We start from the raw sequence: 13,908 nt of genomic DNA on the forward strand, positions 1-13,908 counted from the left end.
GCCGTGAACGACGCCGTCATCCAACTGGACTCCGTCAGCAAGATCTATGGCAAAGGGGAGGCCGAAGTACGGGCACTCGATTCCGTCAGCATCTCCATTGACCGGGGCGACTTCGTGGCCATCATCGGGGCCTCGGGCTCCGGAAAGTCCACCATGATGAACATCATCGGTTGCCTCGACGGCGCCACCCAGGGGACTTATCACCTGGACGGCATCGCTACCGGGACCCTGGACGAATTCCAGCTCGCGCAGATCCGCAACCGGAAAATCGGCTTCGTCTTCCAGAACTTCAACCTGATTCCACGCACGCGGGCAGTGGACAACGTCTCCATGCCCCTCGCGTACGCAAAAGTGCACCGCAAGGAACGGCGCGAGCGGGCCCTGGAAGTGCTCGACTCCGTGGGTTTGGCGGAGCGGGCCGACCACAAGCCTTCACAGCTCTCCGGCGGACAGCAACAGCGTGTTGCCATCGCCCGGGCACTCGTGACCAACCCGGTGCTGCTGCTGGCAGACGAGCCGACGGGTGCACTGGACACCAAGTCCTCACACGAAATCCTGGATCTCTTCGAGTCCTTGCACGCCAACGGCCGGACCATCGTGATGATCACCCACGAGGCGGACGTCGCTGCGCGGGCCAACCGTGTTGTGCGCTTCCAGGACGGGCACATCATTGAGGACCACCGGATCCGAGCCGTTAATGCGCACCCAGTAGCGACGGCGGTGCCGGCATGATGATCGCCGAATCAGTCCGCTTCGCCCTGACCGGGGTGATGGCCAACAAGATGCGCTCCATCCTCACCACCTTGGGCATCTTGATCGGCATCGCCTCCGTCATCATCCTGCTGGCCGTGGGAGCCGGAACCTCCAACGCCATCAAGGCCCAGATCGGCAAACTGGGAACCAACGTACTCACCGTGAGCCGCCAGACGACCGCAGGCGGCCGCGCCGCGGGCGGCGGACAAGCCGTCACCGGTCCGCGGTCCCGTGGCACCAACCTCACGCTCCAGGACATGGCCGCGCTGACGGATCCCGTCATGGCCCCCGACGTCGCCGCAACGGCTCCGGTGGTCACGGCACAGAACGTCACGGGTACTTACCAGGACGCAACCCACGCGGTCGCAACATTCGTGGGGACCACGCCGTCGTACTTTTCCATTTCGAACGACACGCTCGCGGCGGGGTCCTACTTCAGCGACGGCGACGCCAGCAGCGGCACCGCAGTTGCCGTGATCGGCAACACCGTTGCGCAGGACCTGGTGGGCAGCTCGGTGACCTCGGCGGTGGGGCAGACGATCGCCCTCAACGGCCAGAACTTCGTGGTCTCCGGCGTCCTGGCCCAAAAGGGGTCCTCGGGCCTCAACGATCCAGACGACATTGTGGTGATCCCCTACAGTGCGGCCCAGGACAAGTTCACCGGATACTCGCCGTCGCTTGCCTCCATCACTGTCCAGGCGAAATCAGCGGACGTGATGAACCAGGCACAGAACGAGGTTCAGATGATCCTCGATGCCAGGCATAACGTCACCTCCGCCAACCGTGACTACCAAGTGCGCAACCAAGCGCAGATCCTCACGACAGCCACCACCACCACGGCCACGCTGACCATCCTCTTGGGTGCCGTGGCCGGCATTTCGCTCCTGGTGGGCGGAATCGGCGTCATGAATATCATGCTCGTAACGGTCACCGAACGTACCCGCGAAATCGGCATCCGCAAGGCGATCGGAGCCTCGCGGGGCAGCATCGTGAGCCAGTTCCTGATCGAATCGCTCATCATTTCGCTGATCGGCGGGGTGCTGGGAATTGCCGCAGGCTACATCGGCAGCGCGTTCCCCCTGCTCGGAACGCAACCCGAAGTCCAGTGGTGGACCGTGTGGCTGTCGTTCCTGGTATCGGCTGCAATCGGCTTGATTTTCGGAATCTACCCGGCCAACAAGGCTGCGAAACTAAGGCCCATCGACGCCCTGCGGTACGAATAGCCGCCCACCTTCCACTCCCCAGCAACTCAAAAAGAAACAGCCAACAGGAGATCCACAAATGTCCTATTCAGCACCGGAGCCCGGCCCCACGAACCAGCCGGAGCCCCAGCAGCCCTACACCCAACAGCCCAACGCCGGACAGCCCACCGCGGTCCTGCAAGCCACCGGCCAGGAACCCACCGGACAGGGTTGGGGCCAACCCCAAGCGCCGGAGCCGTTCGTGCCCAAGAAGCGGTTCCAGATGGGCCGCCTGACGCAGATCCTCCTTGCCGTGCTGCTTGTTGCTGTCGGCTTCTTCGGAGGCGTTGGCGTCACCAAGCTCATGGATGCCGGCCAGGCCCGTCCCGGCCGCGGCCAGTTCCAGAACTTCAACGGCCAGGGCGGCCAAGGACGGAACCGGCAGAGCGGCGCTCCGACCAACGGGGCGTCGCCGAGCGCGGTTCCTTCGGCACCTGCCACCTCGGCACCGTAACCACCCAATTGCTCCCCAGCGCCGTACCCACCCAACTAGCTCGCAGTTGTTGTCGTTTTGACGCCTCATAACGACAACAACTGCGGGTCAGTTGCTTTTCGCCAAAGGTTTCGCGGCGCCGGCCAGCCACAGTGCGATCAGAATCGGCGCCCCGATCGCAAGCAGGGCCATGTGGATGCCGGTGTGGTCACCTAGATATCCCAGAAGCGGCGGCCCGGCGAGAAACGCTACATAACCGATTGTCGAGACCACCGAGACGCGCGCGGCTGCGTGCTTAGGATCATCGGCAGCAGCGGACATGCCCATCGGGAAAGCCAAAGCCGCGCCGATACCCCAAAGAGCCGCACCCACCCCGGCAAGGATGAGATCGCCCGCGAAAACGAAGAGGGCCAGGCCCACTGCTGCGGCGGCCATGCTGACCCGCAGCACGGCTACGCGCCCGAACCTGTCGATCGCGCGGCCGCCGAAGAAGCGCATGAGCGTCATCGCCGCCACGAAGAGCGCAAACAAAAGCGCGCCTGCCGATTCGGAAGTATTCAAGCCATCGACCGAGGCCTTGGCGATCCAGTCGTTTCCGGCCCCTTCCGTGAGGGTCGCTCCCAGCACCACCACACCGATCAACAGGGTACGGGTGTCCCGCCAAGCCGACGGGCCCTTCACGGCGGGCGCGCCGCCGTCGGGCATTGTTCCTGTGGCTTCGTGGGGCATGAAGTAACGCGGCGCCGTCAAAGTGAGAAGGACCACGACGCCGGCAATCACCAACAGGTGCTCCGGTAGTCCAACGCCGATCTCGGAAAGCCACGCGCCAACCAGCGCACCCACAAAGGCACCCCCGCTAAAAGCCGCGTGGAACTGCGGCATGATGGTGCGCCCGAGGCGATGTTCGACGTCGGCCCCTTCGATATTCTGCGACACATCCCATAGCCCAACCCCGACGCCGAAGAAAAACAGCGCGAGCGCGGTGGCGACCACGGAGCCGGCCATCAAGGAGAACGCGATGGCCGCTCCGGCAGAGGCGGCCAGCAGACCGGCAGCGCGGACGGTATTGGCCGTACCGATCCTGCCGACAACCCACCCCGCGGAGGGCAGCGCCACAAGGGACCCGACGGCGGTGCACAGGAGGAGTGTGCCCATCTGTCCCGACGACAGGTGCAGGGTCTGGGTGACGGCGGGTATGCGGGCCGCCCAACTGGCAAAGACCAGCCCGTTCATGCCGAAAACCAGGAAAGTGGCGATTGCCGCGGCTTTGACGTTCGGAGCGGTTCGGGTGCTGGTGGTCATACGATCACAACTTCCACGGAGAGATTTTCAAGTAGGGTGCGTTCTTCAGTGTTTGGCTTCCGGTCCGTCACAATGACATCTACCGCGTCCATGGCTGCAACCAAGGCCACGGCCTGTGCATTCCATTTACTTCCTGTGCAGGCCACGATCACCCGGCCGGCCGATTCCAGGCCTGCCCGCTTGATCGCGGCGTCCTCGAGATCGTGCGCCAGCAGGCCGTCCTTGAGGTTAATGGCACACGGAGTGACGATCGCGGTGTCAAAGCGTAGAGAGCGGATGTTGGCCTCTGCCATCGGTCCCCGGAATGACTGCTCGCCGGGAACCAGGCTGCCGCCAGGCAACAAGAGACCGGGACGCCGTCCCGAGGCAAGGTCCGTGGTCAGGAACTCCACCGCACGAAGGGACATCGGCATGATGGTCAGTTCCCGCTGCGCGAGCCGGCGCGCGATCTCCGTGGCCGTGGAACCGCTGTCCAGCCACACGTGATCGCGGTCGCGGAGTAGCCGTTCGACGCCGACGGCGATTCTCTCCTTGGCGTCCTGGTCCTCGAGTTCGCGCTGCCCATAGCCCGGGTTGTCGCCGCGGTCCACGAGGCTGCGGGCCCCGCCATGCACGCGGCGTAGGACGCCGTGGGACGCGAGGATTTCCAGGTCGCGCCGAATAGTGGCCCCCGAGGCTCCGCATTCGGCAACGAGCTCGTCAACTGTGATCTCTTCGCGCTTGCGCAGTAGCTCGCCAATGAGCCGGTGGCGGTCAGCAGTCCTCATGCTCATATGCTATCCAAGAATGAGCATTTAATCATTATTGGTGATCATATGGGTGCCTGCATGCCGAACGACTCAAACGCTCGCTCACCTATGACGCATTTCAACCCGACGCTCGCTCACGTATGCCGCGTTTCAACCCGACGCTCGCTCGCTCACTCGAGGTGAGCGCGCGTCCCGTGGCGACCCGTCAAAGGTGAGCGGGCGTCCCGTGGCGACGCACCAAAGGTGAGCGAGCGTTCCGAAAAAACACCCCAAAGGTGAGCGAGCGTTCCCAGGCCCGCGGCCGGCGTCGGCCAGTCTCGGCTGGACGTCAGCGCGCCCGCTCTACCCGGGACTCGTCCCAGACGGGCTCGGCGGATTCGTAGACTTTGCCGTCGGATCCGAAAACGAGGAAACGGTCGAAGGACTTCGCAAACCAGCGATCGTGCGTGACGGCGAGGACAGTTCCCTCGAACGCGTCGATCGCACGCTCCAAGGCCTCGCCCGAGTGCAGGTCCAAGTTGTCCGTTGGTTCGTCCAGGAGGAGGAGCGTCGCGCCGGACAGCTGGAGGAGCAGGATCTGGAAGCGCGCCTGCTGCCCGCCGGAGAGCGACTCATACTTCTGCTCGGCCGAGCCCACCAGCCCGTAGGAGTCGAGCGCGCCGGAAGCGGCCTCGCGGCCCAGCCCGGAACGGTGTTCGTCACCCCGGTGCAGGATGTCCAGGAGCGTCCGGCCCAGGAGATCCGGACGGGAGTGAGTCTGCGCGAAGAATCCGGGACGGATCCTGGCACCCAGTTTGACGGTGCCCTCGTGCGGAACTTCAGCGATTTCGACGTCCGAAACGGGCAAATGCTCGCGTTCCGGGTCGGTGCCGCCGGCTGCGAGGAGCCGCAGGAAGTGGCTCTTGCCCGAGCCATTGGAACCGAGCACGCCCACGCGGTCCCCGAACCAGATCTCGGTGGAGAATGGCTTCATCAGGCCCGTGAGTTCAAGCTTTTCAGCCACCACGGCGCGTTTGGCCGTGCGGCCTCCCTTGAGGCGCATGTGCACGTTCTGCTCCAGGGGCAGGGCTTCGGGCGGCCCGGCCTCCAGGAACTTGGCGAGCCGCGTCTGCGCGGCCTGGTACTTGTTGGCCATGTCCGAGCGGAATGCAGCCTTGGTCTTGTACATAATGACGAGTTCCTTGAGCTTCAGGTGCTCCTCGTCCCAGCGCTTGCGCAGTTCCTCGAATCGCGCGTTGCGGTCGATACGCGCGTCCACATAGGTGCCGAAGCCGCCGCCGTGCACCCAGGCGCCGGCCCCGTTGATGCCGGGTTCAAGCGTCACGATGCGGCCCGCGGCGTTGTTGAGCAGCTCGCGGTCGTGGCTGATGAAGAAGACCGTCTTCTTGGACTCGTTGAGCTTGCCTTCGAGCCAACGCTTGCCAGGAACGTCGAGGTAGTTGTCCGGTTCGTCGAGGAGCAGCAGCTGATCCGGTCCCGAGAACAGTGCCTCAAGCACCAGCCGCTTCTGCTCGCCGCCCGAAAGGCTCGACGCCGGGCGGTGCTGTGCGCGGTCAAAGGGGATGCCGAGCGCGGCCATGCAGACCTCGTCCCAGACGGTCTCGACGTCGTACCCTCCGGCGTCTCCCCAGTCCACGATCGCTTGGGCGTACCGCATCTGGGTTGGCTCGTCGTCGTGCTCCATCATGGCGAGCTCGGCGTCCTCGACCGCCTTGGCGGCCGCGGCGAGGGCAGGCGGCGCGGCCGAAACGAGCAGGTCACGCACTGTGGATTCATCGCGGACCTGCCCGACGAACTGTCGCATGATGCCCATGGTTCCGGAACGGCCCACCACTCCTTCGTCAGGCGTGAGATCGCCGGCGATGATCTTGAACAGGGTGGTCTTTCCCGTTCCGTTGGGCCCGATCAGGGCTGTTTTGCTGCCGTCCGGGACCTTGAAAGTCACGCCGTTGAGCAGTTGGGTGCCGTCGGAGAGGAAGTAGTCGATGCCTGAAACGTCAATATGGGCCACGCGTTCAATCTTCCCACGGACCGCGGCGGACTCCTCAGCCGCCCAGGTGGTCCGCGCCAACGGCACCAGTGAGATAGCGCTGTATTGTCGGCCCCAGCGCCCGGACGACGACGGCGTGCGGCGCCGAGGCGATCGGCTCGAGTTTGATCAGGTAACGGGTCAGGATGAGTCCGGAAAGCTGCGATGCCACCAGGTTTCCGCGCCACGATGCCTCTTCCGCGGGCACCCCAAGCCCAACCAGAAGCGGATTGACAGCCCGGTTCAGGATGAACTCGCGGACCAGCGCGGCACTCCACTCGTGTTGCATCGCCGTCCGCAGGACCGCGACGCCGGCTGCCCCCGCGGGGGAGTCCCACACGGTCAGGAAGCGCGCCACCAGCCTCTCCCCGACGTCTTCCCGTGGCCCGCCCAGGACGGCCGATACGTGGTCCTTGGGGTCCAGGGGTGATTCGAGCGCAGCCATGAACAGCTGCTCCTTGGTGCCGAAATGATGGTTGATCATGGATGGATCCACGCCGGCCTCGGCCGCGATCGCCCGGACGGTTGCGGCGTCATATCCTTTGCGGCTGAACTGTTCGCGGGCGGCACGGAGAACCGCGTCCCGGCTGCTCACTGGTCCCGGGCGGCGGCCCCTGTTCACACCGGTTTCCGGTTCACGGCGGGCTTCCGGCGCGCAAAGTCCGGGGCGTGCTCCGGCCGCGGCCCGAAGGCGATCATGAGGGCTGGAAGTTTCCCGAACCAGGGAGCGTGGCGGAGGACAAAGACCACCAGACCCGGCGGGCCTACCAACTGGCCTTTCACTGCGGGGCCGAAGACCGCCTTCTGGATGAGGAGCTGCATATTCTGGATCACCACGGTGGGGAGCCAACGCCTCTTCTGCACCGAAGCGAGATCCGCCTCGCCAAGGGTGCCCTGAAGCAATGGACGGGCGATGCGCTGGGCCGCGGCGACGGCGTCCTGGATGGCCAGGTTGATTCCGACACCGCCTGCGGGAGACATGGCGTGGGCGGCGTCTCCGATGAGGAGAAGGCCTGGTTTGTGCCAGGGCTTGATCCGGTTGAGTTTCACATCGAGCAAATGCAGATCGTCCATGGATTTGATTTCATCCACGCGGTCCGCCAGATCCGGGCGGATTCGGACCACGCGGGCACGGAAGCTCTCCACCCCTTCGGCACGCATTTGCGGGTCCTTGCCCTTCTCCGCGATGTAGCCGATCTGGTAGAAGTCCTTGCGCGTCAGGCTGAGGAGCACGTCGCTGCCGGAGAAGCGGGGCATGATCGAGGCCAACTTTCCCTGTTCGTCCGCGTGCCGGGAGAGCCTGAACCACCAGGTGTCGAACGGCACGGGGAACTCGCGGGGGACCAGTCCTGCCTTCTGCCGGAGCACCGAGCTGCGGCCGTCGCATGCCACCGTCAACGTCGCGCGAAGCTCCCCTGTCCCGGTTTCCGCTCCGGACGCCGCGTCCCGGATGCGGTACGCCACCCCGGCGACCTTACCGCCGTCGTCGTACAGCAGATCCGTGGCCTCGGTGTTCATCCGGAGCCTGAACTGCGGCTCTTGCTGTGCGGCGTCCACCAGGAAATTCAGGAGGTCCCACTGCGGAACCATGGCTACGTAATCGTAGGGCGGCTTGAGGCGATCGAAGTCGACCAGGGTCACTTCCTTTCCGCCCGCGGGGAGTTTGAAATTGCCGAGCTTGCTTTGGGGCAAACCCCGGAATCCCTCGCCCAGCCCAAGCTCATCCAAGAGACGGATGGTGGAGGGATGGACGGTGTCGCCGCGGAAGTCGCGCAGGAAGTCGGCGTGCTTTTCGAGGACGGTGACGTCGACGCCGGCCCGGGCCAGAAGGAGTCCGAGCATCACCCCCGCTGGGCCCCCGCCCGCGATGACGCACGTGGTGCTTTCAGGCTGGTTCATGGCCACTCCCGCAGGATGCAACTAATTCAACAAGCGTTGAATTAAGTGTGCACCTGTAGGCAATGCCTGTCTAGAGAGACTGCGAGCCTCCCCCCGGGCTACGCTCGCTCACATATCGTGCCGAAATACGGACGGCTCAGCCAGCCGCGGTGAGGAACGATTTGAGCAGCGGGCCGCTGGTTGTCGCACCGAGCCCACCGTCTTCCACGAACACAGCCACCGCCAGATCTCCCTGGACTGCAACAATCCAGGCGTGCGTCTTGGGCGGATTGTCGCTTCCGAACTCGGCCGTCCCGGTCTTCGCGCCAACAGGTGCCCCCGGCACCGACGCGAGGAAACCCGCGTGGCCGGAGGTCACCACAGCCCTCATCATGTCGCTAAGCGCGGCTGCCTCAGCCGACGTAACCGGCTTGTCGGACGCCGGTGCGGCGGGAGACACGGACGCCGCGGGGGACGCCGACGACGACGGTGCGCCGGACGCCGTCGGCGTGGCACTCGCGGAGGGTGAGGCTGGGCCGGGGTTCAGGACGAGTTGCGGCGACACCGGCGCGCCGCGGGCCACCGAAGCTGCCATGATCGCCGCAGCCAGCGGGGAAAGCAGCACTTTGCCCTGGCCGATCATCGAAGCCGCGTGCTCGGTGCCGTCGGCGTTTCCCGGCACGGAGCCCAGGAAGGCATCGGCCCCCAGTTTCGGGGCCTGGACTGCCACTCCCAATGAAGTTGCCGCGGATTCGAGCTGGGCTTGGCTGACCTTGTCCCGAGAACTGATGAAGGCCGTGTTGCACGAATGCGCAAAAGCCTCACGCAAAGCAACCGAGCCGAGCGACGACACCGGATAGCCTTCGGCGTTCTTGAAGGTCCGGCCGTCCACTGTAATTGTTGGCGTGCATTCAACCTTGGAATCCGGCGTCATTCCGTTGCGGATCAAGGCGAGTGAATCAACGATCTTGAACGTGGAACCCGGCGCGTACTGCCCCAGCATTGCCGTGTTGTAGCCGTTGCTTCCAGGGCCGGAGGCCGCTGCGAGGACCGCGCCGGTGGAGGGGCGGAGCGCCACTATGGCCGAGGCCGGGCCGACCCCGCCCAAGGTGTCTTCAGCGAGTTGCTGCAAACGCGGATCCAAGGTGGTCTTCAACGGATCGCCGGGCTTCGCATTGACGGCAAAAAGCACTCGGCGGGGATCCGGATTTGCTGCCTTGATCTGGTCGTCGGTCATGCCTTGCGGCCGGGTCTTGATGGAGACTCCATCCTGGCCACGCAGCTGGTTCTCGTATTGTTCCTCCAGGCCGCCGGTCCCGACGACGTCTCCGGCCTTAAGGGCACCCCCGGCCTTTTGGATCTGTTCGGCGCTTGCCTCGGCGACGGTGCCCAACACGGCACGGGCGAAGGTACGTGTCGGTGCCAAGGGCAGAAAATCGTGGATGGCACGGGCGCCCGGAATCGCCGCAATCTGCTGGTCTGTCACCGTCCGGTTGCCGTCCTCGCGCAGGGTGATGGCGCTGACGAATGCCTGCGGGCCGGACGCCTGGACTTGCTTCACATACGCGGCTTCGTCCACGCCGACCAGTTGCGCGAGCTTCGCCGCCGAAGCTGCAGGATCCGCGGATCCGATCGTGGTCTTGTCGATGCCGACGTAAACCACGGGACGGTAGCTGACCAATTTGGAGTCCCCCGCGCCGAGGATATCGGCCCTGGAGGGCGAGTTGACGGTCTTGTCCAGGACTTCGCCGTCCTTCAGATCCGGCTCCAAGAGTGTCGTGGTCCATTGGACGGCCCACTTGTCGCCGGATTTCTTCAGCGCGGCCTGGGAGGTGTATTTCCACTCCGCAGTTCCGATCTTCCACGTGAAGTTGAGCGGGACCGACGCTTTGTCGCCGTCGAGCTTCACAGCGCCGCTTTCAACGGACGGCTTGGCCGGATCGAGGGCCGCAAACACTGCCTTGAGCTGCTCGTTCGCCGCTGCGGCGCCTTTGCCGTCAACGGCGAGCGATCCGACGTCGAGCGCGGCCAGGGACGACGCGAGCTGCTTCGCAGCGCCTTCCGCCCCGGAGCGGCCGTCATCACAAGCGGTCAGCGAGCCCGCAATCGTCAGGGCGGCAAGCCCCAGGACAAGATTCTTGATTTTCCCCATTTGCGCCATTATGCCTTCTTAGGCCAACCGGAATGATCCAAATCACAGCACGTTGCGCTTTTGTGATGCTTCAGGCACTTGGGCTTCCGGCAGATCCTACTGACTTCGGATGATCCTGCGCTGGGTTGCCCCCGCGATGGCCGCCGTCCGATTGTCGACGCCCAGCTTGCCGTAGATGTGCACCAAATGGGTCTTGACCGTGGCCTCGGAAATGAAGAGTAGCTTCGCCATCGCACGGTTGCTCATACCGGTGGCGAGGAGCTCCACGAGTTGGACTTCACGCGCACTCAGGGCGTGCACTGGATTGCGGATCCGTCCCATGAGCCGCGCGGCAACCTCGGGCGCAAGGGCCGTCTGACCCGCTGCGGCAGACACCACGGCCTGCCGGATTTGATCGGGTGGCGCGTCTTTGAGCATGTATCCGCTGGCACCGGCTTCCACTGCGGCGAGGATGTCGGCGTCGTTGTCGTACGTGGTCAGGATCAGGACCGGCGGCGGGGGAGTTCCGGCTTCACCGGCTTTGATCTTGCCGGTGGCGGTGACGCCGTCCATCCCCGAGCCCATTTGCAAGTCCATGAGGACCACGTCTACGGGTTCGCCGAGGGTGTGGAGCTTCGACAGTTCCGCCAATGCGGCGCCGCCGTCGGCCGCTTCCGCCACCACTTGGACGCCTTCGAAGTCGGCAAGCATGGCGCGTAGTCCCGCCCGGACCACGGGATGATCATCAACGAGCAAGACCCTGATGTTGTTCTTCACGGAGACGCCTCCGAAGCCGGGTTGCCAGTCCCCAACGGCAGCCGGATTGCCACCACGGTCCCCTCGCCGGGAGCCGACTCGACGTCGAGCGTTCCGTTCAGGGCAGCGAGCCGCTCGCGCAGGCTTTTGAGCCCGACGCCGGTTCCGTCACCGCGGGTTGGCTCGGCAGCGGCCGCTACGGGATCGAAGCCCGCGCCGTCGTCGAACACGTCCATGGTCACCTCGGCGTCCAGGAAGGACAGGGTGACGACGGCGGTGCTCGCCTGGGCATGCGCCCACACGTTCGCGAGGGAAGACTGAGCCGCCCGCAACAAGGTGGTTTGGTAGGGGTTGGGAAGCGCCACCGGCGTGCCCTGGAGCTCGAAGCGGCAATGCAACGTGGCTCCGCGTGCGGCGGCCTCGGCCTCGGTCTTGGTGCACAGGCGCCGGAGAGTGCCTGCCAGGCCGGACTCGGCCAGCTCAGGGGATCCGAGTCCGCGGACGAAATTGCGTGCCTCCGCCAGGTTGCCGGCTGCTGTCTCCCGGACTGTCCTGAGGCGGTCGCGGGCCGCGGCGTTGTCACCGGCCTCGAGGGCCTTCTCCGCCGAGCGCCCCATCAGGACGATGCTTGAGAATCCCTGCGCCAGGGTGTCGTGGATTTCGCGGGCGAGTCTTTCGCGCTCGGCAAGCGCGCCGGCGTCGTGCTGGCTGCGTGACAGCTCGGCCCGGGTGCGGCGCAATTCCTCGGCGGCAAGTCGTTGGTTCTCCGCCTCGACGTACAGCGCCCGATACGCCAGGCCGGTGACAACCGCGAAGGCGGCCCCGAAAACAGGCCCGAGGACCATGGCAAGTTGCAAGGCATCCGCCCCGGCACCACGGTTATGGAACCACATGGCCGCAATCAGGAGTGCGGTGCTGGCCGCTATGGCGGGCAGGGCGACGCGCCGCGGGAGGATATGCAGTTGCAGGAAGAACAACGGGAAAGCTATCCAAGCGAAGTCCGGACTGATGAGCATGAGCAACAGCCACAGGAAACCGACGACGGCGAGCCACCAGCGCGCGTAAGGCTTCGGGTCGAAACGATCGGAATTGGCAGCGTGTCGCTTTTCGAGGACCGTCCCCGCAAGGTAGACGCCGGCAAGAAACAGGGCAAGTAACAGACCCGCCCAGGTGGCGAATGACGAAAGTCCCGCGACCGCAAGCCTGACGACTGCCACCAACAAAAGCACCGCAAAACCGACATGCAGGCTGACGCGCAGGACACGCAAAATCACGGCGGACCCACTGGGATACTGCGCGGTGGCTTGCGGCAAATCGTCTCCCTGCATGCCCTCCAGCGTAGCCTCGCCCGCCGACACTTTTGCCCCGATTCCGCGGTATCCGGGCCCAATCAACCAAAAGGTTGATCCGCGGGTCAACCAAGGCGATCGGATGAGTCCATCCACCTCCTGATGTTTCACGCGCCAACTGCCCGGAGAGTTGAAACCGGACCAGAAGATCGCCTCCGAACCAAAGGAATTCCATGTTTCTCGCAGTGCGCGACATCCGCTTCGCCAAGGGCCGCTTCGCCCTCATGGGATGCGTCGTCGCCCTCATCACACTCCTTCTCGTCATGCTCTCCGGACTGACCGCGGGCCTCGGCAACCAGTCGACGTCGGCCATTGCAGGCCTTCCAGCGCAGCAAATCGCCTTCGGCGCGCCCGCCGGGGGCGAGGCCAAGGCGTCTTATACGGAATCGGAAGTGTCCAACAAGCAGCTCGAAGCCTGGCGGAACCGGCCGGGTGTTGCTTCTGCCGAAGCCGTGGGTATCAGTCAGACGCGGTTCCAGTCGCTCGATTCCTCCAATAATGCCGCGGGCACAGCCAACGTCGCGGTCTTCGGGGCCGACGGCGGCATCTCGCCGGTGGCGGTCAAGGACGGCGAGGTGGTGGTCGGGGAGTCCTTGGCGAAGGAACTCAAGCTGACTATCGGGACCCGCGTGACCGTAGGCGGTACCAACCTGACGGTTTCGGCCGTCACCAGGGACGAGTGGTATTCGCACACCGGAGTCGTCTGGACCTCCCTGCCTACATGGCAGAAACTCGCACATATTCCTGCCGGGGCATCCATCGGAACGGTCCTCGCGGTGACGTACGACGCCGGTGCCTCCGTGGACCTCGACGCCGCCAATGCGGTGGCCGGGACTGTCAGCGCCACCCCGAGCGGCTCATTCCAGGCCCTCGGCTCCTACAAGAGCGAAAACGGCTCCCTGATGCTCATGCAGGCTTTCCTCTACGGCATCTCGGCGCTTGTCATCGTGGCTTTCCTGACCGTCTGGACTGTTCAGCGAATACGGGACATCGCGGTGCTCAAGGCTATGGGCGCCTCGTCGGGCTACGTGGTGCGGGACGCGCTGGTCCAAGCGGGAATCGTCCTGCTCGCCGGCGCGGGACTGGGTGGCGGCCTAGGCATGCTGGGCGGCTTCTTCGCCGCCAAGGCGGCCCCGTTCCTCGTGACTCCGCTGACTACGCTCGTCCCGATTGCCGGGATCGTGATCCTCGGCCTTGGCGGTGCAGCGGTTGCCGTACGCAGCATCACCCGAGTGGATCCGCTGATCGCCCTCGGCGGCAACTAGGCCATTCCGAACAGTTAATATT

Annotated in this window: 12 protein-coding genes; 4 read left to right on the forward strand and 8 right to left on the reverse strand. The window is 64.9% G+C overall.

Annotated elements, in window-relative coordinates; translation table 11 throughout:
* The first annotated feature begins 3 nt into the window (after positions 1-3).
* From LFT47_RS21175 to LFT47_RS21185, 3 genes are read left to right on the forward strand one after another with little or no spacing between them, the layout of a single operon-like run.
* Complete coding sequence (locus tag LFT47_RS21175; protein ID WP_236813870.1) at positions 4-732, forward strand: ABC transporter ATP-binding protein; 729 nt, start codon at positions 4-6, stop codon at positions 730-732.
* Positions 729-1,976: an ABC transporter permease gene (locus tag LFT47_RS21180; RefSeq protein WP_059388845.1), complete on the forward strand. Its 1,248-nt coding sequence runs from the start codon at positions 729-731 to the stop codon at positions 1,974-1,976. Before LFT47_RS21175 ends, LFT47_RS21180 begins: the two co-directional genes overlap by 4 nt.
* Before the next feature lie 58 nt (positions 1,977-2,034).
* A complete protein-coding gene (locus LFT47_RS21185) occupies positions 2,035-2,448 on the forward strand; it encodes a hypothetical protein (RefSeq protein ID WP_236813872.1) in 414 nt (137 codons plus the stop codon).
* Between the two features lie 87 nt (positions 2,449-2,535).
* On the opposite strand, the gene LFT47_RS21190 is transcribed toward LFT47_RS21185, so the two are convergent.
* The 8 genes from LFT47_RS21190 to LFT47_RS21225 form a co-directional block, all read right to left on the reverse strand.
* Complete coding sequence (locus LFT47_RS21190) at positions 2,536-3,729, reverse strand: MFS transporter (RefSeq protein WP_236813874.1); 1,194 nt, start codon at positions 3,727-3,729, stop codon at positions 2,536-2,538.
* A complete protein-coding gene (locus tag LFT47_RS21195; protein ID WP_236813875.1) occupies positions 3,726-4,496 on the reverse strand; it encodes a DeoR/GlpR family DNA-binding transcription regulator in 771 nt (256 codons plus the stop codon). The genes LFT47_RS21190 and LFT47_RS21195 overlap by 4 nt, the downstream gene beginning before the upstream one ends.
* 310 nt (positions 4,497-4,806) lie before the next feature.
* Positions 4,807-6,489, reverse strand: coding sequence for an ABC-F family ATP-binding cassette domain-containing protein (locus LFT47_RS21200; RefSeq protein WP_236813877.1), 1,683 nt, complete (start codon positions 6,487-6,489; stop codon positions 4,807-4,809).
* A 34-nt stretch (positions 6,490-6,523) separates the two neighbouring features.
* On the reverse strand, positions 6,524-7,102 hold the full coding sequence (locus LFT47_RS21205; protein WP_236813879.1) for a TetR/AcrR family transcriptional regulator: 579 nt from the start codon (positions 7,100-7,102) through the stop codon (positions 6,524-6,526).
* A 23-nt stretch (positions 7,103-7,125) separates the two neighbouring features.
* A complete protein-coding gene (locus LFT47_RS21210; RefSeq protein WP_236813881.1) occupies positions 7,126-8,406 on the reverse strand; it encodes an FAD-dependent oxidoreductase in 1,281 nt (426 codons plus the stop codon).
* A 136-nt stretch (positions 8,407-8,542) separates the two neighbouring features.
* Complete coding sequence (locus tag LFT47_RS21215; protein ID WP_236813883.1) at positions 8,543-10,537, reverse strand: penicillin-binding transpeptidase domain-containing protein; 1,995 nt, start codon at positions 10,535-10,537, stop codon at positions 8,543-8,545.
* Between the two features lie 96 nt (positions 10,538-10,633).
* Entirely contained in the window at positions 10,634-11,227 is a 594-nt protein-coding gene (locus LFT47_RS21220; protein ID WP_236818747.1) for a response regulator, read from the reverse strand.
* 62 nt (positions 11,228-11,289) lie between these two features.
* Positions 11,290-12,600 carry a sensor histidine kinase gene (locus LFT47_RS21225; protein ID WP_236813885.1) on the reverse strand — a complete coding sequence of 437 codons (1,311 nt, stop codon included), beginning with the start codon at positions 12,598-12,600 and terminating at the stop codon, positions 11,290-11,292.
* Positions 12,601-12,794: 194 nt separating this feature from the next.
* Between LFT47_RS21225 and LFT47_RS21230 the strand changes: the two genes are divergently transcribed.
* Positions 12,795-13,886: an ABC transporter permease gene (locus LFT47_RS21230; RefSeq protein WP_236813887.1), complete on the forward strand. Its 1,092-nt coding sequence runs from the start codon at positions 12,795-12,797 to the stop codon at positions 13,884-13,886.
* Positions 13,887-13,908 lie beyond the last annotated feature (22 nt).

The organism is Arthrobacter sp. FW306-2-2C-D06B, assembly GCF_021789175.1.
Taxonomy (GTDB): domain Bacteria; phylum Actinomycetota; class Actinomycetes; order Actinomycetales; family Micrococcaceae; genus Arthrobacter.

Excerpts from the sequence above, each read along its gene's own strand:
- LFT47_RS21180 (WP_059388845.1), top strand. The coding sequence starts at position 729 with ATGATGATCGCCGAATCAGTCCGCTTCGCCCTGACCGGGGTGATGGCC.
- LFT47_RS21185 (WP_236813872.1), top strand. The coding sequence starts at position 2,035 with ATGTCCTATTCAGCACCGGAGCCCGGCCCCACGAACCAGCCGGAGCCC.
- LFT47_RS21190 (WP_236813874.1), bottom strand. The coding sequence starts at position 3,729 with ATGACCACCAGCACCCGAACCGCTCCGAACGTCAAAGCCGCGGCAATC.
- LFT47_RS21195 (WP_236813875.1), bottom strand. The coding sequence starts at position 4,496 with ATGAGGACTGCTGACCGCCACCGGCTCATTGGCGAGCTACTGCGCAAG.
- LFT47_RS21210 (WP_236813881.1), bottom strand. The coding sequence starts at position 8,406 with ATGAACCAGCCTGAAAGCACCACGTGCGTCATCGCGGGCGGGGGCCCA.
- LFT47_RS21215 (WP_236813883.1), bottom strand. The coding sequence starts at position 10,537 with ATGGGGAAAATCAAGAATCTTGTCCTGGGGCTTGCCGCCCTGACGATT.
- LFT47_RS21220 (WP_236818747.1), bottom strand. The coding sequence starts at position 11,227 with ATGCTTGCCGACTTCGAAGGCGTCCAAGTGGTGGCGGAAGCGGCCGAC.
- LFT47_RS21225 (WP_236813885.1), bottom strand. The coding sequence starts at position 12,600 with ATGCAGGGAGACGATTTGCCGCAAGCCACCGCGCAGTATCCCAGTGGG.
- LFT47_RS21230 (WP_236813887.1), top strand. The coding sequence starts at position 12,795 with ATGTTTCTCGCAGTGCGCGACATCCGCTTCGCCAAGGGCCGCTTCGCC.